The organism is Rhodoligotrophos sp. CJ14 (assembly GCF_038811545.1).
Classification (GTDB): Bacteria; Pseudomonadota; Alphaproteobacteria; order Rhizobiales; family Im1; genus Rhodoligotrophos; species Rhodoligotrophos ferricapiens.
In genome coordinates this window covers 201,767-226,516 of record NZ_CP133319.1, presented here as the reverse complement: position 1 = coordinate 226,516, position 24,750 = coordinate 201,767, and the positions used below count along the sequence as shown (strand labels likewise).

The following is a 24,750-nucleotide window of genomic DNA, read 5'->3' as shown; positions in this document are numbered from 1 at the left end:
GCAACTGACCGGCGCAGGATCTTGTCCTCAAAGGATAAGCTCCTGGGCCAGCGGGGCGAAGTAGCTGTCGATCAACGCGTCGGATACTTCCGCCAGAGAGGCCGGCTTCCAGCGCGGGGTCTGGTCCTTGTCGATGATCACGGCCCGCACGCCTTCATAAAAATCGTGGCCGTGAAGGACGCGGTTCACCAGCCGGAATTCGAGCCGCATGCAGTCATCGAAGGCGAGCTTTGCGCCTTCGGTCAACTGGCGGTGGGTCATCTTGAGGCTGGTCGGGGACTTGCCGCGCAACGTCTTTGCATTCTCCACCGCCCAGCCGCCACCATCGGCATCAAGGCTTGCGAGAATGGCCTCGATGCTTGGCTTCGCAAAATGCTCGTCGATCACCGCACGGCGCGCAGCCAGTGGGGCATCCGATATTGGCTGGGCCGACGCCGCAATGGCGGCATCAACATCGGAGGTTTCGGAAAGCCTCTCCACCAAGCCCGCAATTTCACTTGCAGGCACGACATGGGTGATGATGCCGGCATAATGGGCATCGGGAGCCTTGATGCGGGCACCGGTCAAGCCGAGATACATGCCGAGCGAGCCGGGGCAGCGCGGCAGGAAATAGGTTCCCCCGACATCGGGAAAGAGGCCAATGCCCGTCTCGGGCATCGCGAAAGTGAGGCGCTCGGTGCCGATCCGGTGGCTGCCATGCACGGAAAGCCCGACCCCGCCCCCCATGGTGATGCCGTCGAGCAGCGCGATATAGGGCTTCGGGAAATGCTTGATGAAGGCGTTGAGCTGATATTCCTCGCGATAGAAATCGAGAAATTCCGGCGCTTTTGCCAAGCCCCAATCGTGCAGCGCGCGAATATCGCCGCCCGCACAGAAGGCTTTGTCACCGGCAGCCTTGATGATCACGTGCCCGATCTCAGGATCCTCAGCCCAGGACCTCAGCATGGGATGGATCTCGCGCACCATCGACAGCGTGAGCGCGTTCAAGGCCTTCGGGCGATTGAGGGTGATGATCCCCGCCCGACCACGCCGCTCAAACAAGACTTCCGCGTTCTCTGTCACGGCCGGCCTATCCCTTCAACAGCTTGCGCGAAATCACCAGCCGCATGATCTCGTTGGTGCCCTCAAGGATCTGATGCACGCGCAGGTCACGCAGATAGCGCTCAATGCCGAAATCGCGGAGATAGCCGTAACCGCCATGGAGCTGCAGGGCTTCATTGACCACGGCGAAACCGACATCGGTCGCCTTGCGCTTGGCCATGGCGGCATACATGGTGGCATCGGGCGCCTTTTCCGTCACCTTCACCGCCGCCTTGTGCAGCAGCAGGCGGGCCGCTTCGAGCTCGGTGGCCATATCAGCAATGCGAAACTGCAGGGCCTGGAACTCTGACAGTGGCTTGCCGAACTGCTTGCGCTCGTGGAGATAGGTCATGGCCTTCTCAAGGCAGGCCTGGGCGCCGCCCAAGGAGCACGCGCCAATATTGAGACGGCCGCCATCGAGCCCCGACATGGCGATGGCAAAGCCCTGCCCTTCACTTCCAATCAGGTTTTCGGCGGAGACTTCCGCATCGTCAAACAACACCGCAGAGGTCGGCTGGCTGTGCCAGCCAAGCTTTTTCTCCTGGGCGCCGAAGGAGAGGCCGGGCGTTTCATTGGGAATGGCAAGACAGGAGATACCGCTTGGGCCCTCCCCGCCCGTCCGCACCATGGTGACGTAGAGGTCGGACGCGCCGCCGCCTGAGATGAACGCCTTGCCTCCGGTCACGCGGTAGGTGGCATTGCCCTGCTTCACGGCCCTGGTGCGCAAGGAGGCCGCATCCGAGCCCGAGCTCGGCTCGGTCAGGCAATAGCTCGCAATGGTCTCCATGGTGACCAGCTTGGGCAGCAGTCTCTGGCGTTGCTCCTCCGAGCCATATTGGTCGATCATCCACGCCGCCATGTTGTGGATGGAGATGAAGGCGGCGGTCGAGGGGCAAGCCTTGGCGAGCTCTTCGAAGATGATCGCCGCATCGAGCCGGGTGAGCCCGGAACCGCCAACATCCTCGCGCACATAGAGACCGCCAAAGCCGAGCTCGGCGGCTTTCACCAAGACCTCGCGCGGGAAGATGTGCTTCTCGTCCCATTCATCGGCGAAAGGCGCGATATGCTCGGCAGCAAAACCCGCCGCCACTTCCTTGAACGCGCGCTGCTCTTCGCTCAGTTCGAAATTCATAGCGCCCATCCCGGTATTATTTTTGGCCCGGGGCAGCAATGCCACAGGGACCTCGTGTAGAATCCGACCCATAGAAGCCGCAACCAATCAGGTCAAGACCGGATTGGACGTGATTGACAGTTGACGTAAAGGGAGAGCTCCTTCTGTCGCTGACCGGGCAAATCCTCTGTGCCATAGGCCTTGCATGCGTCATCGGGCTGAGCGCGCCCCCAGCTGGTTTGGCCGTTGGCTCCGCCGCCGCACCGGTGCAGATCGCCGAACGACAATCACTGGCGCAGCGAGAAGCCCCCATCCGCCGAGCCCGGGCGAAACGTGCGCCCGCTCCGACGCCTAAGCCGGCGCCAGGCCGGAAATCGATCGTGCCAGCCGAACAGAAGACACCCACTCCGGTGCCCAAGCCAAAGCCTCCTCGCCAACCGGAGCAGCGCCCGCCAGATCCCGCAGATGAAGGCGAGCGCGCATTTCTCACTGCCGCTCTTGGCCCAGCGGATATACGCGACCTCCCCCGGTTCGATGAAGCCGAGCGCGAAGATGACCACGGCCCCGCCGATCATGGGGGCATACCCGTCCCGCAGGCAAAGCCCGGTGCTGCTCCCCCCGCCACCACGGAACTGCCCGCGCCGAGCGATATCGAAACACCGCCTTGGCCGGAGCAGGACATTGCCACAGCGAAACAGGACTGCAGCACGGCATTGGCGGGGCTCGATGTCAAATACGAGCCGCTCCCGCCATTGGGTGGTCCCGGCGGCTGCGGCGCGCCCTATCCACTCAAGGTCGAGCGCGTGGCGGGGGTGGTCATCGACCCGGCGGCGACGCTCACCTGTAAGGTAACCGCCGCGCTGCATCGCTGGATCGTGCAGAGTGTGCAGCCGGAAGCCGCCAAGGTGCTGGGTGAGCCGGTCGTCGCGATCAACAATGCGAGCTCCTATGTGTGCCGGCGGCGCAATGGCGGGACGACGACCAAGATCAGCGAGCATGCCTATGCGGCGGCTTTCGATGTGGGCAGTTTCAAGCTGTCTTCCGGCCGGACCGTGGCAGTGAGCGAGGCGCCAAGCCTTGCTGCGGCCGAGCCCACCGTGACCGGCGATCCCCTCTTCCTCAGCGCGGTGCGCGCGGGCGCATGCCGGGTCTTTTCCACCGTGCTCGGCCCCGGATCGAACGCGGCCCATGCCAGCCACTTCCATTTCGATCTGGCCCGGGGCGGGCGTTATCTCATCTGCGAGTGAGTGGCCTCTCGCAACGGCCCGCCAGATGCGACATTGAATTAGTCGACGTCAAAAATACACTGCCCTATTGTGGCGAAGAAACCACGATCCATTGTTGGGAGTTTGCGGAATGGCCGGTTGGGAGGCGAAACCTGCATCGCTGCGTCATGCACGCGCCGTGCCCAGTCCAGCCGCGGAGATGCCGCAATCGGGCTATCCCGCCCTTCGTCTGCGCCGTAACCGTAAGGCTGATTGGTCGCGGCGGCTCACCCGCGAAAATACACTCACGCCAGATGATCTGATCTGGCCCATTTTCGTCGCGGAAGGCTCAGGCCGGGAAGAACCCGTTCCCTCCATGCCCGGTGTTGTGCGCCACTCGATCGACAAGGCGGTGCGCGCGGCCGAAATGGCGGCCAGTCTCGGCATTCCGGTCATTGCGCTGTTTCCCTATACGGATCCCTCCCTGCGGACTGCCGATGGGCGCGAGGCGCTGAACCCTGACAATCTCGTCTGCTCGGCTGTTCGGGCAATCAAGAAGGAAGTGCCAGAGCTTGGCATTCTGTGCGATGTCGCGCTCGATCCCTATACGAGCCACGGCCATGACGGACTGGTTGAAGGCTTCGAGATCCTCAATGACGAGACGATCGAGGTTCTGGTGCAGCAGGCGCTGGTCCAGGCGGAGGCCGGCTGCGATATCATCGCGCCCTCGGACATGATGGATGGCCGGATCGGCGCGATCCGGGCGGCGCTCGAAGGCGCGGGCCACAAGAGCGTGCAGATCATGGCTTATGCCGCGAAATACGCATCCGGCTATTACGGGCCGTTCCGCGATGCAGTGGGCTCGACCGCAGCGCTCAAGGGCGACAAGCGCAGCTACCAGATGGACCCCGCCAATAGCGATGAGGCGATGCGGGAGGTACGGCTCGACCTCGAAGAAGGGGCGGACATGGTCATGGTCAAGCCCGGCCTGCCCTATCTCGACATCGTGCACCGGGTGAAGTCCACTTTCGGCGTTCCCACCTTCGCCTATCAGGTCTCGGGCGAGTATGCGATGCTCAAAGGGGCGTGCGATAATGGCTGGCTCGATCCTGACCGGGTGGTGATGGAGACGCTGATGGCCTTCAAGCGGGCCGGCGCCGATGGCATACTCACCTATTTCGCGGTGGACGCGGCCCGCCGCATGAAGGCAGAACGCGCTTAGCCCTAAGCCTGGAATTCCGTCCCTCTCTTGCCCTTTGTCGGGTGCTGCCCTGCGCTCCGCCGATGCTCGCGCCTCCCGGCCCTGGTGATCTCCGGCCCCCTGGGGGATCTATAGGCTTTTGGTATGCACCCCATGCACGGCTGTGCACAATCTGCTGCCAGGTTAACGTTCAGACGTCATCAACATAACTGGCAAGCAAGTGTCGCCGTGACTCCAAAAGCACTGGATTCATTCGATTTCTGACGATCACTCAATTCCTCTTACGGGAACAACAGGCATGGAATACTACCTGAGATTGTATATTCCTTAACCGTTTCTTTTTTGACCGACCAAGAGAGGTGAGCATGATTAAGCGCCGGCTCCGAGTCAGTCTGTTGGGTAGTTCCGCTGTTCTCGCTCTGGGCATCTTCGTGAGCCCAGGGCTTGCTGTGGAGTTCGTTGTCACGAATCTCTCTAACAGCCCTACTACAGAGGGCTCTCTGAGCTGGGCAATCAATCAGGCCAATACCAATCCCGGGCCAGATCAAATCACCGTCGATGAAAGCCTTGCCGGAGGCACGCTGCGTCTTTCAAGCTCACTGCCGAGGATCACGGAGTCTGTAACGATCGAGGGCCCTGCGGAAGGGCTCACAATCGACGGAAATAATGCCCACAATATATTGTTTATTCGGGGAGACGTGACGAGCAACGATCCACCGAACCTCGCGGTCAGCATCAGTAACCTCACACTCGAGAATGGGCGAGCCAGAGGCGGCGATGGAGGGACAGGCGACAGTGCCGGTGGGGGTGGCATGGGCGCCGGCGGGGCGATCTTCGTCGGCAAAAACGTGGCTCTCACGGCGTCCAACGTGAACTTTTCCGGAAATGCGGCCATCGGAGGCAATGGTGCCATTGTGGCTGCAAGTACCGGAGGCGGCGGCGGAGGCGGTTTAAACGGTGGAAATGGCGGCAATGGTTTTGCATCGCCTGGCGGCGGCGGTGGTGGTGGTGGTCTAGGCGTAGGGAGCGATGGCGGGAATGGGACGAGCAGCGCCGGCGGCGCGGGTGGCTCGCCCCGTGGAGGCGTTGGTGGTGGCGTCGGCGCGAATGGGAGCAATGGCGGTTTCGGCGGTGGCGGCGGTGGCGGCGGCGCAAACGGAAGTCCGGGCGGTCAAGGCGGTAACGGCGGATTTGGTGGTGGTGGCGGTGGCGGCGGATTTCATGGTCCCTCCGGCGGTGGCGGCTTCGGTGGTGGACAAGGCGACGCTCCCGGCTCCTCAGCGCCTGCGGGCTTTGGCGGCGGCACTGGCCCATCGGCGACGCATCAGCAAGCTGGTGGTGGCGCTGGATTTGGCGGCGCGCTGTTTGTTGAAGGCGGAGGCAGCGTGATCCTGGAGGGAAATCTGGCGATCTCAGGTGGCAGCGCGCAGAGGGGTCAAGGGGGATTAGATCCCGCACTGGGTCTAGGCAGCGGGTTTTTCCTGAACGGCACGACCGGCATCACAGTCGATGCGAGTGGGGATGAGACGATCACCATCGCGGATGCCATTGACAGTGATGCTTATAATTCGCTTTTGAACCCAGGCGACCGCGACCCAGCACGCGATGGCGTCGATGCCGGGATCACCAAGACGGGGAATGGCACGCTGGTGCTCGGCGGCACCAACAGCTATGCAGGCGGCACCAATGTCCAGGGCGGCATCGTTTCAGTCTCCAGCGCCGCCAATCTCGGTCATCGCAACAGCCAGGTTTCTTTGAGCAACAACGCCGAACTGCTCGCGACCCGTAGCTTCACGTCACAACACAATATCCTGATTGGCGAAGGTGGCGGCACCCTCTCCGCTGACCCGGGCGCGACGATGACCCTTAACGGGCTCATCTCCGGCACCGGTCTATTCACCAAGGATGGGGAGGGAACGGTGGTGCTTGGCAATGGCGGCAATACCTATTCAGGTCCAACGACCATCCGCGCTGGCACGCTCAGGACTGGCGCTGCCGGTGCGCTGGGGGCGGGCGCGATCACAATCGATGCTGGCGGCATACTCGATCTCAACAATTTCGACCAGACGGTTGCTGCGCTGATTGGAGATGACGGCGGTGAAATACAGCTCGGCTCAGCCACGCTCACCGTCAATCAGGACATCGATACAACTTATGAGGGTATAATCACTGGCACAGGCGGCCTCACCAAGGAGGGTGAAGGCACTCTCACCCTGCAGGGCGTCAATACCTATAGCGGCATGACGACGATCAACGAGGGTACCCTCATGGCCGGGATTGCGGATGTGATCGCCGACAGTGTGGTCAATATCGGGGCCACCGGCATCTTCGACCTCAACGATCTCTCACAGACGGTCGCCGGTCTGATCGGCGCTGCCGGCGCGGAAGTACAGATCGGCTCGGCTACCCTCACCGTGGACCAAACCAGCGACACCACTTTCGGCGGCATAGTGACCGGCACTGGCGATTTCATAAAAACGGGCGGCGGCATCCTCACCGTCGGCGGTGAGCTCGACAATACGGGTTATATCATCGTGAGCGGCGGGACGCTCAGGGCCGGTGCCGACAACATATTTGGTGAAGGGCTTCTATCGATCGAGAACAATGCCACCCTGGACCTTGCCGGCCATGACCAGAGCTTAAGTGGCTTTTCCGACCTCGACGAGCCGTCACAGGGTACAATCGAGCTCGGCGGCGCTACCCTTACCCTCACCGGGAATGGCGACTACGTTTTCGACGGCGACATCATCGGCGATGGTCAGATCGTAAAGAGCGGCTCCGGCACGTTCACCTATGGAGGCGAAGGCCAAACGAACGGTTCGCTGACCACCCGCGAGGGCGCCTTCATGCTCGCTGGCAGCCTTGACGCTGCGACGGTCATCATCGAGACCGGAGCCGAACTTTTTGGAACCGGCAGTGCCGCGAATGTGGTGGTCTATGGAGCGGTCGCCGCAGGTTCCCTTGCGCCGCACGAGGTTTTGGAAAATCGGGACGAGTCAACCACGGGCGGGGAGCTGACGATCACCCACAACCTCACCTTGGAAGCCGGCTCCTCGGTCTATGCCGACTTGGCGGAGGATGGGACCATGCAACTGATCTCGGTTGATGGTAGCACCACGATCAATGGCGGCAGCATCTATGTTCTCGATGACGGCGAGCGGTTTGATCCAGACATGGAATATGTGCTCATCGAGTCCAAGAATGGCATTACCGGAGAATTTGACGAGCTCGTTTCCCCCAATCTTGCCTTTCTCAAAGGCTGGCTTGAATATACCGAGACGGAGGTTCTGCTCAAACTCGCGTTCCTGTTTGATCCATCGCTCTATACCGGCAATCGGGGAGCCGTCGGCAGCGCGGTGGCAGGCCTCCTCAGCGATGGCACCGCTGAGGGCAAGCTCAAGGACCTGCTCAATGCGGTCGCCAGGCTCGATGTCGATGAGGCAAGGCGGGCGCTCTGGGCCATGGATGCCGAGATCTACAGCGATGCCACGGCGGCGGCGCGCCGGCTGCTCTATGGTGGCGATCGCATGGTCACCGCCCGCTTCATGCGCGACCCCAGCCCTGGTGTCCAGTTCTGGACCGATTACCAATATCGCAATGTCGACCTTGGCTATGACAAGAACGCCTCGAGCGGCACCTCCAGCGAGCATCATCAGCTCTTCGGCGTCGACAAGAGCATCAATAGCGACTATGGCCAGGCTCTGATCGGGGCGTATGGCGGCTTCACCTGGGCCAATATCGACCTCGATAAGATCGATCAGCAGGCGAGCCTCATGGGGCCGATTTTCGGCGTCTATGGGCAATGGGCCCGAAACGCGCTCAAGGTCTATGGCCGCGGCAGCTTGGCAGCCCCCGAGGTCGATGCGACCCGCCGCTACGGCGCGGGCGATGTGCACCTTACCGCCAAAGGCGAATATCGCATGACCGCAGTCGGTGCCAATCTCGGCGCCTCCTACGACATCTTCACCGACCATGTGCTGATCACCCCCTTTGCCGAAATCGGCATTCAGCATCTGAGCCGGCCCAAGGCGGAGGAACATGGGGCCGACAATGCCGGGCTCGTTCTCAGATCCGCGGATCTGACCAGCGGAGATGCAAGGTTGGGTGCCAAGGTTGCCTTTGCACCCATGGCCATCAGCGACCATTGGGACTTAACGCCAGCGCTCAGCGCGACCTATGTGCGCTCCTTCGGCTCGACGCTCGATAAGGTCGAGAGCGCCTTCATCGGCGGGCCCAACCATCCCTTCACCACACAAGGCGTCGATATCGGCAAGGATGCCGCCAATCTCTCGGCAAGCATCCAGCTCACCCGCGCAGACGGCTTCGCCAATATCCGCCTCGGCTACGGCCTCGGCATCGCAAAATACGAAACGTCCCACACCATCGGCATCGCCGGCAGCATCTTCTGGTGAGCCACACCCGGCAGCGGCCAAGAGGCAACAACCGGGCGAGCCTTGCACCAGAGAGAATGATCCCTCGCTGAGTGAGATCATGCTCCGATTCTTCGGTTTTGTCGCATTTTCTTGGGCCGCGTCATCTTTCGCGGCCAACCGGCCCTACCCGCCTCGTGAGCAATCGCGGAGCAAAGCGCAACGGCCTCATCGCTCCAAGAGAGCGATCAGGCTCGAGGTGTCCCAACGCTTGCCACCCATCTTCTGAACCTCGGAATAGAACTGATCGACGAGGGCGGTGAGCGGCAAATGCGCCCCGGAGCGCCGCGCCTCGGCAAGGCAGATTGCAAGGTCCTTGCGCATCCAGTCGACGGCAAAGCCGAAATCGAAGGAACCCTCGAGCATCGTCTTGTACCGGTTCTCCATCTGCCAGGACTGGGCGGCACCCTTCGAGATCACGGAGATCACCGCGTCCATGTCGAGGCCGGCGGTCTTGCCGAAATGGAGGGCCTCAGACAGGCCCTGCAGAACGCCCGCAATACAGATCTGATTGACCATTTTTGTGAGCTGCCCGGCCCCGGCCTCACCAATCAGCCGGCGCATCTTGGAGTAGCTGGCGATCAGTGGTTCGGCACGGCTATAGATCTCCTGATCACCGCCCACCATGACCGTCAGCGCACCATTCTCCGCACCCGCCTGGCCACCAGAGACCGGTGCATCGAGAAATCCGACGCCCGCCGCCTTGCCAGCCGCATAGAGCTCGCGCGCCACATCGGCCGAGGCAGTCGTATGATCAACGAAAATGCTGCCCGGTTTCATGGTGGCGAAAGCGCCGTCCCTGCCCGTCACCACCGAGCGGAGGTCATCGTCATTGCCGACGCAGGCGAAGACGAAATCGGCATCTTTTGCTGCTGCCGCCGGCGTCGCCGCGGACTTCCCGCCATGCTGGGCCACCCATTTCTCGGCCTTGGCGGCCGTGCGGTTATAGACCGTGACGTCGTGACCTGCTCTTGCGAGATAACCGGCCATGGGATAGCCCATCACCCCCAAACCCAGCCATGTCACCTTCTCTCCCATGTCCTCTCTCCTGTCGCTCACAAAGATCCGGTTGCCGATTTCTATGCAGGTTCAGCATCCTGTTCCGCTAAGCTTCCCGCCACTCATTGCAGTTACGGTACTGCCTAAACGAGGCTCCCATGGTTCTGACAGTTGACGATATCAGGCAAGCCAACGACCTGCTCGAGGGACAAATCGTTCGCACGCCACTGCTTGCAGCTCCGAAGCTGTCAGACGTGACGGGAGCCGAGGTTTACGTCAAGCTTGAGAATCTCCAGGTCACCAATTCCTTCAAGGATCGCGGGGCCTTCGTCAAACTGGCAAGCCTCACCGATGCCGAGAAGGCGCGCGGCGTGATTGCCATGTCGGCGGGCAATCACGCGCAGGCGGTCGCCTACCATGCCAAGCGTTTGGGCATTCCCGCCACCATCGTGATGCCCGAGACCACGCCGTTCACCAAGGTCGAGCGCACCCGGGCTCATGGCGCGACCATCGTCCTTTCCGGGGAAACCCTGGCCGAGAGCCAGGAGCGGGCAATGGAGATCATTGCCGAGCAGAATCTCACGCTGGTGCACCCTTACGATGACGACCGCATCATTGCGGGCCAGGGCACGATCGCGCTGGAAATGCTCGTTGCCCAGCCTGATCTCGACACGCTCATTATTCCCGTAGGTGGCGGCGGGCTGATTTCAGGAATTGCGATCGCCGCGAAAGCGTTGAACCCGGACATCCGCATCATCGGGGTCGAGACGGCGCTCTATCCCTCCATGTATAGCGCGCTGCGCGGCGAGCCCGCAAAATGCGGCGGCGCGACCCTGGCCGAAGGGATCGCTGTCAAGAATGTGGCGGAGCGGACGATCGCCTATTGCCGGGACTATGTGGACGAGATCCGGCTGGTGAGCGAGACACGCATCGAACAGGCGGTGAATGCCTTTCTCATCCACCAGCGGGTGGTGGCCGAAGGGGCGGGCGCAGCGGGGCTTGCGGCTTTGCTCGATGACCGCAAAGCATTTGCCGGCCGCAAGGTGGGCCTTGTCCTGTGCGGTGGCAATATCGATCAGCGGATCCTTGCCTCCATCATCTATCGGGAGTTGAGCCGGGAGAAGCGGATCGTCTCGCTCCGGATCGAGATCGACGATCGGCCGGGCGTGCTCGGACGCATTGCGAGCCTCTTGGGCGAACACGGCGCCAATATCCTGGAAGTGTGGCATCGTCGCATGTTCCTTGAAGTTCCAGCCAAGCGCGCTGATCTTGACGTCATGATCGAGACACGAGATGCAGCCCATGCGGATGAAATTCTCAGAGCCATGGAGAACCAAGGCTTCATCGTCGAAGTTCTAGATGCGCCGGCGGGGAAAACAGCCCCCCGCTTGCATGCCGATCTCTGAGACAAGCTTCGGGGCGGGTTCCCTCCCAAATCATTGGCTAGTCTTGGATGGTCGCACGGATAAGCTGTGATATTATGAGGAGAGGCAGCACCCTCCATCGTGTCCAAAGCGGCACAATCAGAGTGATGCTGCCTCAAGGGAGCAGGATTGGCGGTGTACGAAGGTCGTAAATTTCCGCAATTCTATATCACGGCGTCCTCCCCCTGCCCTTATCTCGCTGGGCGGATGGAACGGAAGGTATTCACCCACCTGATCGGCGAGGATGCCGCGCGCCTGAATGATACCCTGAGCCAGGGCGGTTTTCGACGCAGCCAGAACATCGCCTATCGGCCGGCTTGCGAGCAGTGCAATTCCTGCATTTCCATCAGGATCGTGGTCGACAGGTTCCGGCCATCGCGCACTTATCGGCGCATCCTCAGCCGAAACCGAGATCTGCAGCGGTTCGAGGTGGAATCGCGCGCCAGCTCCGAGCAGTATTCCCTGTTCCGCCGCTATATCGACGAACGGCATAGCGATGGCGGAATGGCAGAGATGACGGTCCTCGACTATGCCGCCATGGTGGAGGACAGTTTCGTCAATACCCACATCGTCGAATATCGCACAAGGCCACGGATCCGGCTGGCCGGCCCTGATCACCGCAAGGGGACGCTGGTGGCCGCCGCCTTGACCGACCGGCTCGCCGATGGGCTCTCGATGATCTACAGCTTCTATGATGTGGATCTGCGGCAGCGCAGCCTCGGCACCTTCATGATCCTCGATCACGTGGAACGGGCGCGCGCTCTGGGGCTGCCTTACGTCTATCTCGGCTACTGGGTCCCCGGCTCGGATAAGATGGGCTATAAGGACCGTTTCCGGCCGCAGGAGCGGCTGAGTCCGGAAGGTTGGCGTCTGGTGGAATAGCCAGAGGTCCAGCAAACGGACTTGCGTTGCCGCCACCCCATCGATAGGAAGACGCGAGCGGGATATGGGTCTCGCCTCGACCCTGCTCCAGCGGCGACGACAATGGCCTCAATCACCGCTCCAACCCTCGATTATCGCCGTGGTCTGCTGATCACCTCCATCGGCGGGTTGATGATGACCTTCGATGCGCCGCTTCTGCGTTTGGCGGGCGTCGATGTCTATACCGCCACCTTCTGGCGCGGCGTGTTCGTCTTCACGGCGATGAGCACCTTCTGGCTCTATATGCGCTATGTGCGGCACACGCCAGTCCGTCTTCTGAACGGGCGGGACGGGGTCATCGTCGCCCTGCTCCATTGCACGGCCAACTTGCTGTTCATGTTGGCGCTCTTCCACACGACGGTTGCGAACCTCGTGTTCATTCTCGCGCTCAATCCGCTGTTCTCCGCTCTGTTCTCGCTGGTCTGGCTCAGAGAGAAGATCGCGCCGGCCACCTGGGCCGCCATCATCTCCGGCATCATCGGCGTTGCCATCATTGTGATGGGCGGCGCCCATGCGGGCAGCCTGTTCGGGGATCTCACCGCTCTCGCTTGCGTGGCGGTCATCGGCTTCGGCCTCACCTTCGTGCGGCGAAGCGGCAAGAACCTGTCGCTTGCACCCGGGCCCGGCGCGCTGCTGGCGGCCTTCATCGCCCTGCCCTTCGCCCCGACCATCGCGGTGCCCGCAGACCAGCTCGTGTTCATCGCCATGAACGGGCTGATCGTCATGCCCATGGCCTCGGCACTGCTGGTGGCGGGACCACGCTATCTCACCGCGGCCGAGGTCGCGATGTTCTTCCTGCTCGAGACGGTGCTCGCCCCGATCTGGGTGTGGCTGTTGATGGGCGAGACGCCCAGTGTGAACTCGATGATCGGCGGTGCGATCATCCTCATTACGCTGGGCTGCCATGCGGCCTACCGGCTGTCGCGGCGGACGGAGGCATAACCTCCGGGCGCACTCTCAACCGAAACGATTATTGCGCGGGAAGCCCTTGGGCGGTATGCGGCCGGCCTGCGCGCGACTGCCAAGCCAGTCGTCCAACTCGTTCACCGTCCAGAGCCGGCCCGAACTGTCGGTCCAGGTCAGCCCCTCTGCCCGGGCGAAGGCCTTGGCATCGGCAAGCCCGCCACCGCGATAGCTCTGCAGCTTCACGCCACGGCCGCGCCCCATCTCCGGCAGCTCGGCCATCGGGAAGATCAGGAGCTTGCGGTTCTCGCCAATGACCGCCACGTGGTCGGCACCCTCGGAAACGCGGCGACAGACCTGGGCCTCGACCGGCGCCGAGACGTTGAGCACCTGCTTGCCTTTGCGCGTATTGGCGATCACATCATCCTCGGAGACGAGGAAGCCACGGCCATCGCTTGCGGCAACGATCAGCTTGCTGCCGGGCTTGTGCACGAAGAGGGCCACGACATCATCGGCGGTGTCGAGATCGCAGATCAGGCGCAGCGGCTCGCCATGGCCGCGGCCGCCCGGCAGCTTGTCGGCGCCGATGGTGAAGAACTTGCCGGATGACGAGAACACCATGATCTTGTCGGTGGTCTCGGCGGGGAACGAGAACTTGGCCTTGTCCCCTTCCTTGAAGCTGAGGGCCGAGGCATCGCTGAGATGGCCCTTGAGCGCCCGAATCCAGCCCTTCTCGGACAGCACCACGGTGATCGGCTCGCGCTCGATTAGAACCTGGTCGAGATCAACGTCGACGCTGGGCATCTCGGCGAATTCAGTCCGCCGGCGGCCGAGCTCTGTCGATTTGCTGAACTTGGCCCTGACATCGCGGATTTCCTTGGCGATGGTCGCCCATTGCAGCTCATCGGAGGCAAGCAGGGCGGTAAGCTCCGCGCGCTCGGCGGTTAAATTCTCATGCTCACGACGGATCTCCATCTCCTCCAGCTTGCGCAAGGAGCGCAGCCGCATGTTGAGAATGGCCTCCGCCTGATTGTCGGTCAGTTTGAAGGCGCGGATCAGCTCGGCTTTCGGCTCGTCCTCCTCGCGAATGATGCGGATCACCTCATCGAGATTGAGGTAGGCGATGAGATAGCCTTCAAGGATCTCAAGCCGCTTGGCGATCTGCTCAAGGCGGAAGCGCGAGCGGCGGACCAGCACCTCCTTGCGATGATCAAGCCAGTGGCGCAACGCCTCGGGCAGCGACAGAACCCGCGGGATCCGGCCGGCGGTGAGCACATTCATGTTGAGCGGGATACGTGTTTCCAGCTCGGTGAGGCGGAACATCTGCTCCATCAGCACTGTTGCATCCACCGTCCGGCTGCGCGGCTCGAGAACCAGGCGGACATCCTCGGCGGATTCATCACGCACATCTGCGAGAAGCGGCAGCTTGCGGCCATTGATGAGGTCCGCGATCTTTTCGACCAGCCGGCCCTTCTGCACCTGATAGGGCATTTCGGTGATCACGATCTGCCAGGTGCCGTGCTTGAGCTCCTCAACCTCCCATTTTGCACGCACCCGGAAGGCGCCACGGCCCGTGCGGTAAGTCTCACGGATGGTTGCGGCATCGTCGATAATGATGCCGCCGGTCGGGAAATCGGGGCCGGGAACCAGCTCGATGATCTTGTCGATGCTGGCATTGGGCGATTTGATGAGGTGGAGCGCCGCGTCACAGAGCTCGTGGGCATTGTGTGGTGGAATGGATGTGGCCATGCCGACCGCGATGCCGGACGAGCCATTGGCGAGCAAATTGGGAAAGGCGCCCGGCAGGACCACGGGCTCGCTGTCCTCGCCGTCATAGGTGTCACGGAAATCGACCGTGTCCTCGTCGAGCCCGTCAAGCAGCGCCTGGGCCACCTCGGTGAGCCGCGCTTCGGTGTAGCGCATGGCTGCGGGGTTATCGCCGTCGATATTGCCGAAATTGCCTTGCCCATCGACCAGCGGATAGCGCACGGCGAAGTCCTGCGCCAAGCGCACAAGAGCATCATAGACCGATTGGTCACCATGAGGGTGGTAGCGACCGATCACATCACCCACGACACGCGCGCATTTCTTGAAGCCCGAATTGGGATCCAGGCGCAGCTGGCGCATGGCATAGAGCAGGCGACGATGCACGGGCTTGAGGCCATCGCGCACATCGGGCAATGCGCGGTGCATGATCGTGGACAGGGCATAAGCGAGATAGCGCTCTTCCAGCGCCTCGCGCAGCGCGATCTGCTCAACCCCACCGGGGATCGGGGGTGGACTCAAGTCGCTCATCTCTCACCATATGCTTGCAAACAGCCATCCCTGTCATAGCAGAGCATGGCGGATGGTGCACCCCTTGACGGGACATGCCGGGGTTAAACCCTGTGAAGCGTCACATGGCAGACGGGCTTCTTGCCCCAGGCGATGTTCACGGCGCGGCGCACGCTTTGGGCGATCAGCTGCTGCAGCGCCTCGGTCTGTCCATTCTTCTTGCGCATCTTCGGCAGGCTGTCCAAAACGTCCTCGACCGCATTGCGCACGATCGCCGCCATTTCGAAACCCGCTCCGTCGAGATAGGGCACGCCGTCGAGCACGATTTCAGGATGCCCTTTCAGGCGGCCGTTCTCGTCAATGAGGAGCGAGACGAAGACCGCGCCGACAAAAGAGAGCTTTCGGCGCGCCCGCACGAGACCCGCATCGGCCGGCACCATGATCTGGCCATCGAGGTGGATGCGGCCCGTCTGAACCTCGCCGATGATCGCAGGCTCGCCAGGGGCAATGCGCATGATCTGGCCATTGCAGACCACCTCCGACCGAGGCACACCATGCTGCAAGGCGAAGAGCTTGTGCTCCAGGAGGTGCCGCAGTTCGCCATGCATGGGGATGAGCAGCTTGGGCCTCAGCCAGGAATACATCTGCGAGAGCTCGCCGCGCCGGGGATGGCCGGTCACATGGACCAGATGCTCGTCATTGGTGATGACCTGCACGCCGCGCGCGGCCAGGTTGTTCTCAATCGCAATCACCGCCTTCTCGTTGCCGGGGATCGTCTTGGAGGAGAAGATGACGAGGTCGCCCTCCTCGAGGGAAATCGAGGGGTGAACGTCCTCGGCGATGCGCGCCAGTGCCGCGCGCGGCTCGCCCTGGCTGCCGGTACACAGGCAGACCACCTTGTCGGGGGGCAGATAGCCAAAGGCCGCATCATCAACGATGGGGGGCAGGTTTTTGAGGTATCCCGCCTGCCGCGCCGCCGCAATCGAGGCATGCATCGCGCGGCCGACAACCACCACCTGCCGGCCCGCGGCCTCGGCCGCCTTGGCCACGGTTTCAAGCCGCCCCACATGAGAGGCAAAGGTCGTGACCGCGACGCGCCCACGGGCCGAATTGATCAGACGATTGAGGCTTTCCGCCACCTCCTGCTCGGTCGGCGATATGCCCTCCCGCAGGACGTTGGTCGAATCGCAGATGAAGGCATCGCAGCCCTCATCGCCCAGCGTACGGAAGCGGATCTCGTCGATGCGCGGCCCGAACATCGGCGCATTGTCGATCTTCCAATCACCGGAATGCACGGCAACGCCCAGATCCGTGCGAATGACCACGGCCTGAGGCTCGGGAATCGAGTGGTTGACGGTCACCAACTCAATGTCGAAGGGACCAATGCGGAAACGGGCATCAACCGGCACTTGCCGGATGCCGACCTCTTCGATCAGGCCACGCTCGTGCAGCCTCACGCCAAGCAGGGATGCGGTGAAGGGCGTCGCGTAGACGGGCACCTTCAGCCCCGGCCAGAGGTAGCCGACCGCGCCGAAATGGTCCTCATGGGCGTGAGTTAGGACGATGCCGAGCAGGCGATCGCCGAGGCTCGCGGCAAAGGAGATGTCAGGCAGCACCACGTCGATGCCGGGCTCATGGTCCTCGCTGAACTTGACCCCGAGATCGATCATAATCCAGGAGCGGTCGTGAGCGGGGCCGACGCCGTAGAGATAGACATTCATGCCGATCTCGCCAGCACCGCCCAGCGGCAGGAATACGAATTCCGGTTCGCTTCTCGAACGGCCCGACCGTCCTGATGTCATCTGCCGCTGGTCTCCTTCTTGCTATCCGCGCTTTCACAAGGCCGATAAGGCCACGAACCGCCATAACGCGGCCGCGCTTTCCTTAGATAACTCGGCTGAATGGATCACGTTGCCCGCGCCCGGCCCCGCCGGTCCGCTCTAATCATGCTGGTCGCATTTCTCAACGCGAACCGGTATCCACTTCTCTCGAAAATGCTCTAACGGAAGAAAACGTCGCCTGCGAGAACTTTACGCCGCCCACCGTCGGGGAGACGCAAGATCAGCGCTCCTTCCTCATCGAGATCCTCGAAGATGCCTTCGATGGCCTCATTCTGGAAACGCACCAAAATGGGGGCGCCGATACCTTGGGCGCGACTGCACCAAGCCGCACGAATCGGCTGGAAGGTATTCGCTTCCGACCAGACCCCGTACCAATGAGCGAAATGGGCCATGAGCGCATCGAGCAGCTCCCGCGGTGTCACCCGAGCTCCATGCTCCGCGATAAAGGTCGTCGCATAGGGCAAGGCTCCCTCAGGGCGATGAGATATGTTCACACCGAAGCCCAGGGCAAGAGACATGAGCCCCTGATCCGGCAAGGGCTGCGCCTCGAGCAATATCCCTGAGGTCTTCGCGCCGGCAATGAGGACATCATTAGGCCATTTCAGGCGAAGCTTTGCGCGTCCAGCCTCATCCAGGATCTCAGCCAGAGCATCATAGAGCGCGAGTGCGGCAACGAAGCTCAGATTGGCGACATGGGGATTGCCTGCCGGCGCCGACATCAAAAGCGTGGTGTAGAGATTGCCCGGCTCAGATGCCCAATAGCGCCCATAGCGCCCGCGTCCGCCGGTCTGGCGCTTGGCCATCAGCCAAACCGGACCGCGCTCACCCGAAGCACCACGGCGCAGCGCCTCCGCATTGGTTGAATCGATCTCGTCGAGGACGACAAGCCGAGGCCGCATATAATCGGCCACAGCCTCCATGGCGGGCATGCCCGCCATCAGAAGAGCGAGGCTGCAGCGGCCTGGGCCGCCGTCAGCACGGGCCTCGCAAAGACCACGAAGCCCAGGATGAAGATGGTGGACAAGGCCATGATCACCTTGATGCCGCCGGCGGTCGGGGAAAACGCATCGGCAGGCTCGTCGAAATACATCACCTTGACGATGCGCAGGTAATAATAGGCACCCACCACGCTGGTCACCACACCAATGATGGCGAGGGTCACCAGACCCGCCTTCACGGCAGCGGCGAAGACGAAGAACTTGGCGAAGAAGCCGGCGAGCGGTGGAATGCCGGCCAGCGAGAACATCATCGCCGCCATGACGAAGGCCATGGCCTTGTTCTGACGGGCAAGCCCCGACAGATCCGAAATATTGTCGACCGGATCCCCGCCCCGGCGCATGGCGATGATGACCGCGAAGGCGCCAAGGGTCATGAAGAGATAGATGGTCATGTAGATGACCAGACCCCGCACGCCGTCCGGTCCGCCAGCAGCCAGCCCGATCATCGCATAGCCCATATTGGCGATGGAGGAATAGGCCATCAGGCGCTTGATGCTGGTCTGTCCGATGGCACCGAAGGAGCCCAAGGCCATGGATGCGATCGACAGGAAGACCAGGATCTGCTGCCAGTCGGCCGCTATGCCAGCAAAGGGCACGATGAGCGTGCGGATGAACACCGCCGCGGCCGCAACCTTCGGGGCGGAGGCAAAGAAGGCGGTGACCGGTGTCGGTGCCCCCTGATAGACGTCGGGCGTCCACATATGGAAGGGCACGAGCGAGGTCTTGAAGGCGAAGCCGGCGATCACGAAGCAGAGGCCGATCAAGAGCCCGATGCTGCTGGCGGTCGGCGCGATATGGCCGCTCGCGCCTGCGCTAGCCGCGACCGCCTGGGCGATCCCCTCGAAAGAGACGGTACCGGTGAAGCCATAGACCAGGGAAGCGCCATAGAGCAGCATGCCCGAGGACAAGGCACCAAGGACGAAATATTTCAGGCCTGCTTCGGAGGAGCGAGCCGAATCGCGGTTGATCGCCGCAAGCACATAAAGCGCCAGGCTCATCATCTCGAGGCCAAGATAGATCGCGATCAGATCATTGGCCGAGATGAGCACCATCATGCCCAGGGTGGAGAGCAGGATCACCACGGGGAATTCGAAGCGCATCATCCGTTCGCCCTTGACGAACTGGACGGAGAGCAAAATCGCGGCAGCAGAGCCGAAGATCGCCAGGATCTTCATGAAATTGCCGAAGGCATCGGTGACGATGCTGCCGCCGAAGGCGACCCGGCGCCCTTCCGGGCTGTCGAGCAGGATGACCGCGCCGACCACCGCGAGCAAGACGATGGCGAGCGAGGAGACCAGCTCGACCGGATCATCCTTGCGGAACACACCCAGCATGAGCAGCGCCATGCTGCCCACCGCCAGGATGAGCTCGGGCAGGACAGCCAGGAAATCCGCAGATGCGATTGCATTCGCCATGGGGATGCTCAAGCTCCGTTAGTTCGCGGCGACCGCTGCCTGCTTTATGGCATCAAGCGAGGCGTGGTAATTGTTGATGAGATGGTCCACTGACACCGCGAACACATCGAGGATCGGGCTCGGATAGACGCCGAAGAGAATGGTCAAGAGGATGAGCGGCACCAGCACCGCGACCTCGCGCCAATCCATGTCCTTGATAGATTTGAGGCTTTCCTTCTCCAGCCGGCCGAAGACCACGCGACGGTACAGCCAGAGCGCATAAGGCGCCGACAGGATCAGCCCGAAACAGGCGAAGAAGGCAACCCAGGTATTGGCCTGGAAGGCGCCGGACAGGGTCAGGAACTCACCGACGAAGCCGCTGGTGCCGGGAAGCCCCACATTGGCCATGGTGAAGACCATGAAGGTGAAGGCATAGATCGGCATGCGGTCGACAAGGCCGCCATAGGCCGCAATATCGCGGGTGTGCATGCGGTCATAAACGACACCCACACAGAGGAACAGCGCGCCAGACACCAAGCCGTGGCTGATCATGGTGAACAGGCCGCCCTGCACGCCCTGCACGGTGAGCGTGAAGAGACCCATGGTCACGAAACCCATATGGGCCACCGAGGAATAGGCGATCAGCTTCTTCATGTCCTCCTGCACCAGCGCGACCAGCGAGGTGTAGATGATCGCCACAACGGAGAGCGCGAAGACGAGAGGCGCGAAGGTCTCACTCGCCAGGGGGAACATGGGGATCGAGAAGCGCAGGAAGCCGTAGCCGCCCATCTTCAGGAGGATCGCCGCCAGGATCACGGAGCCCGCGGTTGGCGCCTCCACATGGGCATCCGGCAGCCAGGTGTGCACGGGCCACATGGGCATCTTCACGGCGAAGGACGCAAAGAAGGCAAGCCAGAGCCAAGTCTGCAGGCTGGGATCAAAGCCGTGATTGAGGAGGGTCACGATATTGGTGGTGCCCGCGTCCCAATACATGGCGATGATCGCCAGAAGCATCAGCACCGAGCCGAGCAGCGTATAGAGGAAGAATTTGAAGCTCGCATAGACCCGGCGCGGGCCACCCCAGATGCCGATGATCAGGAACATCGGGATGAGGCCTGCCTCGAAGAACAGGTAGAACAGCACCAGATCCAGCGCGCAGAACACACCGATCATCATGGTCTCGAGGACCAGGAAGGCGATCATGTACTCCTTGACGCGCCGGGTGATGCCCCAGCTCGCGATGATGCAGGCCGGCATCAGGAAGGTGGTCAGGATGACGAACAGCATGGATATGCCGTCGACACCCATGTGGTAGGTGATCGAACCGCCGAGCCAATTCGCCTGCTCGACGAACTGGAAGTTAGGGGTGGACGGATCGAAATTGGCCCAGATCAGCAGCGAGACGATGAAGGTGATGATCGTCGTCCATAGAGCGACGTACCGGGCCGACCGATAGGCCTGCTCATCATCGCCGCGGATGACCAGGATGAACAGGGCGCCGACCAGCGGCAGGAAGGTGACGACCGAAAGAATGTGCGGGATTTCCATGGGTCTCAAGCTCCCGCATACATCAGCCAGGTCACCAGCGCGGCAATGCCGATCAGCATGGCGAAGGCATAGTGATAGAGATAGCCGCTCTGCAGCTTGACGACGCCGCGGGTGACATCAAGCACGCGTGCGGAGATGCCATCGGGGCCCAAACCGTCGATCACCGCGCCATCGCCCCGTTTCCAGAACAGCCGGCCCAGCGCCAAGGCACCGCGGACGAAGATGAAATCGTAGATCTCGTCGAAGTACCACTTGTTGAGCAGGAACTGGTAGAGGGGCTGGTGGCGCTCGGCGAGCCGCTTCGGCACCTCCGGATTGATGATGTAGAAGTAAAGCGCAACCAGGAAGCCCAGCACCATCATCACTGCCGGCGAGATCACTACCCAGAAGGGCACGTGGTGCATCTCCTCGATGATGTGGTTCTCCGGACCGCGGAACAGCGCCTGGCCCCAGAAGGCCCCTTCGTGATGGCCGACGAAATAAGGCGCGAAAATGAAGCCCGCGGCAAGCGCGCCGACCGCCAGGATATAGAGCGGGATCAGCATCACATTGGGGCTTTCATGAACGTGGTGCAGCACCTCTTTCGAGGCGCGCGAGCGGCCATGGAAGGTCAGGAACATCAGTCGCCAGGAATAGAAGGAGGTCAGGGCCGCCGCCAGCACCGTCAGGATGAAGGCATAGATCGCGATCCCGGAACCCGCTGCATAGGTCGACTCGATGATGGCGTCCTTCGAGTAATAGCCGGCGGTGAGCGGGAAGCCGGTGAGCGCGAGAGTGCCGATCAGCATCATCGCCCAGGTGATCTTCATATGCGGAAAGAGGCCACCCATCTTGCGCATGTCCTGCTCGTCGCTCATGCCATGGATGACCGAGCCCGAGCCCAGGAACAGCAGCGCCTTGAAGAAGGCATGGGTGAACAGGTGGAATATCGCAACGCCATAGGCGCCGACACCCAGCGCGGCGAACATATAGCCCAGCTGCGAGCAGGTCGAATAGGCGATCACCCGCTTGATGTCATTCTGCACGAGGCCGATGGTGGCGGCGAAGAAGCAGGTGGTGGCGCCGATGAAGGTGACAAACCACAGAGCCGCCGGCGCATGCTCGAACAGGGGTGACATGCGCGCCACCAGGAACACGCCCGCTGTCACCATGGTCGCCGCATGGATGAGCGCCGAGACCGGGGTCGGGCCCTCCATGGCATCGGGAAGCCAGGTGTGCAGCAGGAACTGCGCCGACTTGCCCATGGCGCCCATGAACAGAAGCAGCGAAATCAGCGTGAGGGTGTCGATGTTCCAGCCGAGGAAGTGCAGCGTCTTGCCGACCTGTTCCGGGGCGCTCGCGAAGATCGTGTCGAATTCGATCGAGCCGAAGGCGACGAAGGCTGCGAAGATGCCCAATGCGAAGCCGAAATCGCCGACGCGATTCACCACGAAGGCCTTGATGGCGGCCGCATTGGCTGAATCCTTGTGGTACCAGAAGCCGATCAGCAGATAAGACGCAAGACCAACCCCCTCCCAGCCGAAGAACAGCTGGAGGAGATTGTCGGAGGTCACCAACATCAGCATGGCGAAGGTGAACAGCGACAGATAGGCGAAGAACCGCGTCGGGTGCGGATCATGCGACATGTAGCCGATCGAGTAGATGTGGACGAGCGAGGAGACGGTCGTCACCACGACCAGCATGACCGCGGTCAGGGTATCGATACGGAAGGCCCAATCGGCGACCAGGGTGCCGGAATGGACCCAGCTCAGCACATGCACCTTGTCGGTCGTGTGGCCGAGCGCCACCTGACTGAAGGCGATCCAGGACAGGACCGCGCAGATCACGAGCAGGGATGAGGTGATCACCTCCGCGGCGCGCGCCCCGATGAAGCGGCCGCCGAGGCCCGCGATCAGCGCACCGACGAGAGGCAGGAAGACGATCAAGGAATACATGGCGCCCCAGTCAGCCTTTCATCAGATTGATGTCTTCAACGTCGATCGTGCCGCGATTGCGGAAATGCACCACCAGGATAGCAAGCCCAATCGCCGCTTCGGCGGCGGCGACGGTCAGGACCAGCAGTGCAAAGATCTGTCCGACCAGATCGCCCAAGGAGGAGGAAAAGGCAACGAGATTGATGTTGACCGAGAGCAGGATGAGCTCGATCGACATCAGCATGATGATCACGTTCTTCCGATTGAGGAAAATTCCGAAGATCCCGATCGTGAACAGGATGGCTGCGACGATCAGGTAATGTGTGAGAGCGATCTCCATACGCTCAGATCCCCTGCCCAGGCTTCACTTTGCGGATTTCGATGGCGGTTGCAGGCCCGCGCGCGACCTGCTGGGTGATCGACTGCCGCTTCACATTCGGCTTATGCCGCAGGGTCAGCACGATCGCCCCGACCATGGCGATCAGCAACACGATGCCCGCCGCCTGGAAGAAGAAGACATAGCGCGTATAGAGCAGATGCCCGAGCGCCTCGGTATTGGTGACATTGGCAAGGGCCGGAACGGGCGCGGCCTTCAGGCCCAAGGCATCGGGCGCGAAGCTCCAGGTGCCCAGAACCATCACCAGCTCGACCAGCAGGATGAGCCCAAGCGTTGCGCCGATCGGCAGATATTGCAGCATGCCCCGGCGCAGGGCCGCGAAGTCGATGTCGAGCATCATGACCACGAACAGGAACAGGACGGCCACGGCGCCGACATAGACGACCACCAGGATCATCGCCAGGAATTCCGCGCCCAGCAGCAGAAACAGCCCCGCCCCGTTGAAGAAGGTGAGGATCAGAAACAGCACGGAATGGACCGGATTTCGCGCGGCGATCACCATCACCGCCGAGGCGATCGCCACGGCGGAGAACAGATAGAAGAACAGGGTGGCTACCGCCATGATTTCAGGTCCCGCTCAGATAGAATTCCCAGCATTCAGCGATAGGGCGCATCGAGCGCAATGTTGCGCGCCAGTTCACGCTCCCAGCGATCGCCATTCGCAAGCAGACGCTCCTTGGTATAGAGCAGCTCCTCACGCGTCTCGGTGGCGAATTCGTAATTCGGCCCCTCCACGATCGCATCCACCGGGCATGCCTCCTGGCAGAAGCCGCAATAGATGCATTTCACCATGTCGATGTCGTAGCGGGTGGTGCGCCGGGTGCCGTCATTGCGGCGCGGCCCCGCCTCGATGGTGATCGCCTGAGCCGGGCAGATCGCCTCGCAGAGCTTGCAGGCAATGCAGCGCTCCTCGCCATTGGGGTAGCGCCGCAAGGCATGTTCTCCCCTGAAGCGCGGCGATAGCTGCCCCTTCTCAAAGGGATAGTTGATCGTCGGCTTCGGCTTGAAGAAGTAGCGCATCGACAAGAAGAAGGCCGAAACGAATTCGGAGAGGAAGAGGGACCGGGCCGTCTGCGTCAGTGTCATTGTCGTCACTCGAATTCTCAGTCAA

18 protein-coding genes are annotated in these 24,750 nt (G+C 61.9%); 6 read left to right on the top strand and 12 right to left on the bottom strand.

What is annotated here, in order from left to right; translation table 11 throughout:
• Positions 1 to 27: 27 nt before the first annotated feature.
• Positions 28 to 1,062 carry an enoyl-CoA hydratase/isomerase family protein gene (locus RCF49_RS01090; RefSeq protein ID WP_342642204.1) on the bottom strand — a complete coding sequence of 345 codons (1,035 nt, stop codon included), beginning with the start codon at positions 1,060 to 1,062 and terminating at the stop codon, positions 28 to 30.
• Positions 1,063 to 1,069: 7 nt separating this feature from the next.
• Positions 1,070 to 2,212, bottom strand: coding sequence for an acyl-CoA dehydrogenase family protein (locus RCF49_RS01085; RefSeq protein WP_342642203.1), 1,143 nt, complete (start codon positions 2,210 to 2,212; stop codon positions 1,070 to 1,072).
• A 113-nt stretch (positions 2,213 to 2,325) separates the two neighbouring features.
• Here RCF49_RS01085 and RCF49_RS01080 point away from each other — a divergent pair, with 113 nt between their 5' ends.
• The 3 genes from RCF49_RS01080 (at position 2,326) to RCF49_RS01070 (ending at position 9,009) form a co-directional block, all read left to right on the top strand.
• Positions 2,326 to 3,438 carry an extensin-like domain-containing protein gene (locus tag RCF49_RS01080; protein WP_342642202.1) on the top strand — a complete coding sequence of 371 codons (1,113 nt, stop codon included), beginning with the start codon at positions 2,326 to 2,328 and terminating at the stop codon, positions 3,436 to 3,438.
• Positions 3,439 to 3,616: 178 nt separating this feature from the next.
• On the top strand, positions 3,617 to 4,618 hold the full coding sequence (gene hemB, locus RCF49_RS01075; RefSeq protein ID WP_342644275.1) for a porphobilinogen synthase: 1,002 nt from the start codon (positions 3,617 to 3,619) through the stop codon (positions 4,616 to 4,618).
• A 677-nt stretch (positions 4,619 to 5,295) separates the two neighbouring features.
• Complete coding sequence (locus RCF49_RS01070) at positions 5,296 to 9,009, top strand: autotransporter domain-containing protein (protein ID WP_342642201.1); 3,714 nt, start codon at positions 5,296 to 5,298, stop codon at positions 9,007 to 9,009.
• A gap of 186 nt (positions 9,010 to 9,195) precedes the next feature.
• Here RCF49_RS01070 and RCF49_RS01065 read toward each other — a convergent pair whose 3' ends face one another.
• Positions 9,196 to 10,065 carry an NAD(P)-dependent oxidoreductase gene (locus RCF49_RS01065; protein ID WP_342642200.1) on the bottom strand — a complete coding sequence of 290 codons (870 nt, stop codon included), beginning with the start codon at positions 10,063 to 10,065 and terminating at the stop codon, positions 9,196 to 9,198.
• 119 nt (positions 10,066 to 10,184) lie between these two features.
• Between RCF49_RS01065 and RCF49_RS01060 the strand changes: the two genes are divergently transcribed.
• The 3 genes from RCF49_RS01060 to RCF49_RS01050 all read left to right on the top strand — a co-directional run bounded on the left by RCF49_RS01060 (position 10,185) and on the right by RCF49_RS01050 (position 13,313).
• Positions 10,185 to 11,432: a threonine ammonia-lyase gene (locus RCF49_RS01060; protein ID WP_342642199.1), complete on the top strand. Its 1,248-nt coding sequence runs from the start codon at positions 10,185 to 10,187 to the stop codon at positions 11,430 to 11,432.
• Between the two features lie 153 nt (positions 11,433 to 11,585).
• Positions 11,586 to 12,332 (top strand): arginyltransferase, encoded by a 747-nt coding sequence (locus tag RCF49_RS01055; protein WP_342642198.1) that lies wholly within the window; start codon positions 11,586 to 11,588, stop codon positions 12,330 to 12,332.
• Positions 12,333 to 12,434: 102 nt separating this feature from the next.
• On the top strand, positions 12,435 to 13,313 hold the full coding sequence (locus tag RCF49_RS01050) for a DMT family transporter (protein ID WP_342642197.1): 879 nt from the start codon (positions 12,435 to 12,437) through the stop codon (positions 13,311 to 13,313).
• Positions 13,314 to 13,328: 15 nt separating this feature from the next.
• Here the strand turns inward: RCF49_RS01050 and parC are convergent, their stop codons facing one another.
• From parC to nuoI, 9 genes are all read right to left on the bottom strand, one after another.
• Positions 13,329 to 15,569 carry a DNA topoisomerase IV subunit A gene (gene parC / locus RCF49_RS01045; RefSeq protein ID WP_342642196.1) on the bottom strand — a complete coding sequence of 747 codons (2,241 nt, stop codon included), beginning with the start codon at positions 15,567 to 15,569 and terminating at the stop codon, positions 13,329 to 13,331.
• Positions 15,570 to 15,652: 83 nt separating this feature from the next.
• Positions 15,653 to 17,350 (bottom strand): ribonuclease J, encoded by a 1,698-nt coding sequence (locus RCF49_RS01040; protein WP_342642195.1) that lies wholly within the window; start codon positions 17,348 to 17,350, stop codon positions 15,653 to 15,655.
• A gap of 197 nt (positions 17,351 to 17,547) precedes the next feature.
• Positions 17,548 to 18,327 carry a biotin--[acetyl-CoA-carboxylase] ligase gene (locus RCF49_RS01035; protein WP_342642194.1) on the bottom strand — a complete coding sequence of 260 codons (780 nt, stop codon included), beginning with the start codon at positions 18,325 to 18,327 and terminating at the stop codon, positions 17,548 to 17,550.
• Complete coding sequence (gene nuoN / locus RCF49_RS01030; RefSeq protein ID WP_342642193.1) at positions 18,327 to 19,802, bottom strand: NADH-quinone oxidoreductase subunit NuoN; 1,476 nt, start codon at positions 19,800 to 19,802, stop codon at positions 18,327 to 18,329. The genes RCF49_RS01035 and nuoN overlap by 1 nt, the downstream gene beginning before the upstream one ends.
• 18 nt (positions 19,803 to 19,820) lie before the next feature.
• A complete protein-coding gene (locus RCF49_RS01025; RefSeq protein ID WP_342642192.1) occupies positions 19,821 to 21,329 on the bottom strand; it encodes an NADH-quinone oxidoreductase subunit M in 1,509 nt (502 codons plus the stop codon).
• A gap of 5 nt (positions 21,330 to 21,334) precedes the next feature.
• Positions 21,335 to 23,263: an NADH-quinone oxidoreductase subunit L gene (nuoL, locus tag RCF49_RS01020; protein ID WP_342642191.1), complete on the bottom strand. Its 1,929-nt coding sequence runs from the start codon at positions 23,261 to 23,263 to the stop codon at positions 21,335 to 21,337.
• Positions 23,264 to 23,273: 10 nt separating this feature from the next.
• Positions 23,274 to 23,582, bottom strand: coding sequence for an NADH-quinone oxidoreductase subunit NuoK (gene nuoK, locus RCF49_RS01015; RefSeq protein ID WP_342642190.1), 309 nt, complete (start codon positions 23,580 to 23,582; stop codon positions 23,274 to 23,276).
• A 4-nt stretch (positions 23,583 to 23,586) separates the two neighbouring features.
• Positions 23,587 to 24,201, bottom strand: coding sequence for an NADH-quinone oxidoreductase subunit J (locus RCF49_RS01010; protein ID WP_342642189.1), 615 nt, complete (start codon positions 24,199 to 24,201; stop codon positions 23,587 to 23,589).
• A gap of 35 nt (positions 24,202 to 24,236) precedes the next feature.
• Complete coding sequence (gene nuoI / locus RCF49_RS01005) at positions 24,237 to 24,725, bottom strand: NADH-quinone oxidoreductase subunit NuoI (RefSeq protein ID WP_342642188.1); 489 nt, start codon at positions 24,723 to 24,725, stop codon at positions 24,237 to 24,239.
• Positions 24,726 to 24,750 lie beyond the last annotated feature (25 nt).

Excerpts from the sequence above, each read along its gene's own strand:
- RCF49_RS01085 (WP_342642203.1), bottom strand. The coding sequence starts at position 2,212 with ATGAATTTCGAACTGAGCGAAGAGCAGCGCGCGTTCAAGGAAGTGGCG.
- hemB (WP_342644275.1), top strand. The coding sequence starts at position 3,617 with ATGCCGCAATCGGGCTATCCCGCCCTTCGTCTGCGCCGTAACCGTAAG.
- RCF49_RS01065 (WP_342642200.1), bottom strand. The coding sequence starts at position 10,065 with ATGGGAGAGAAGGTGACATGGCTGGGTTTGGGGGTGATGGGCTATCCC.
- RCF49_RS01060 (WP_342642199.1), top strand. The coding sequence starts at position 10,185 with ATGGTTCTGACAGTTGACGATATCAGGCAAGCCAACGACCTGCTCGAG.
- RCF49_RS01050 (WP_342642197.1), top strand. The coding sequence starts at position 12,435 with ATGGCCTCAATCACCGCTCCAACCCTCGATTATCGCCGTGGTCTGCTG.
- parC (WP_342642196.1), bottom strand. The coding sequence starts at position 15,569 with ATGAGCGACTTGAGTCCACCCCCGATCCCCGGTGGGGTTGAGCAGATC.
- RCF49_RS01040 (WP_342642195.1), bottom strand. The coding sequence starts at position 17,350 with ATGACATCAGGACGGTCGGGCCGTTCGAGAAGCGAACCGGAATTCGTA.
- RCF49_RS01035 (WP_342642194.1), bottom strand. The coding sequence starts at position 18,327 with ATGGCGGGCATGCCCGCCATGGAGGCTGTGGCCGATTATATGCGGCCT.
- nuoN (WP_342642193.1), bottom strand. The coding sequence starts at position 19,802 with ATGGCGAATGCAATCGCATCTGCGGATTTCCTGGCTGTCCTGCCCGAG.
- RCF49_RS01025 (WP_342642192.1), bottom strand. The coding sequence starts at position 21,329 with ATGGAAATCCCGCACATTCTTTCGGTCGTCACCTTCCTGCCGCTGGTC.
- nuoL (WP_342642191.1), bottom strand. The coding sequence starts at position 23,263 with ATGTATTCCTTGATCGTCTTCCTGCCTCTCGTCGGTGCGCTGATCGCG.
- nuoK (WP_342642190.1), bottom strand. The coding sequence starts at position 23,582 with ATGGAGATCGCTCTCACACATTACCTGATCGTCGCAGCCATCCTGTTC.
- RCF49_RS01010 (WP_342642189.1), bottom strand. The coding sequence starts at position 24,201 with ATGGCGGTAGCCACCCTGTTCTTCTATCTGTTCTCCGCCGTGGCGATC.
- nuoI (WP_342642188.1), bottom strand. The coding sequence starts at position 24,725 with ATGACACTGACGCAGACGGCCCGGTCCCTCTTCCTCTCCGAATTCGTT.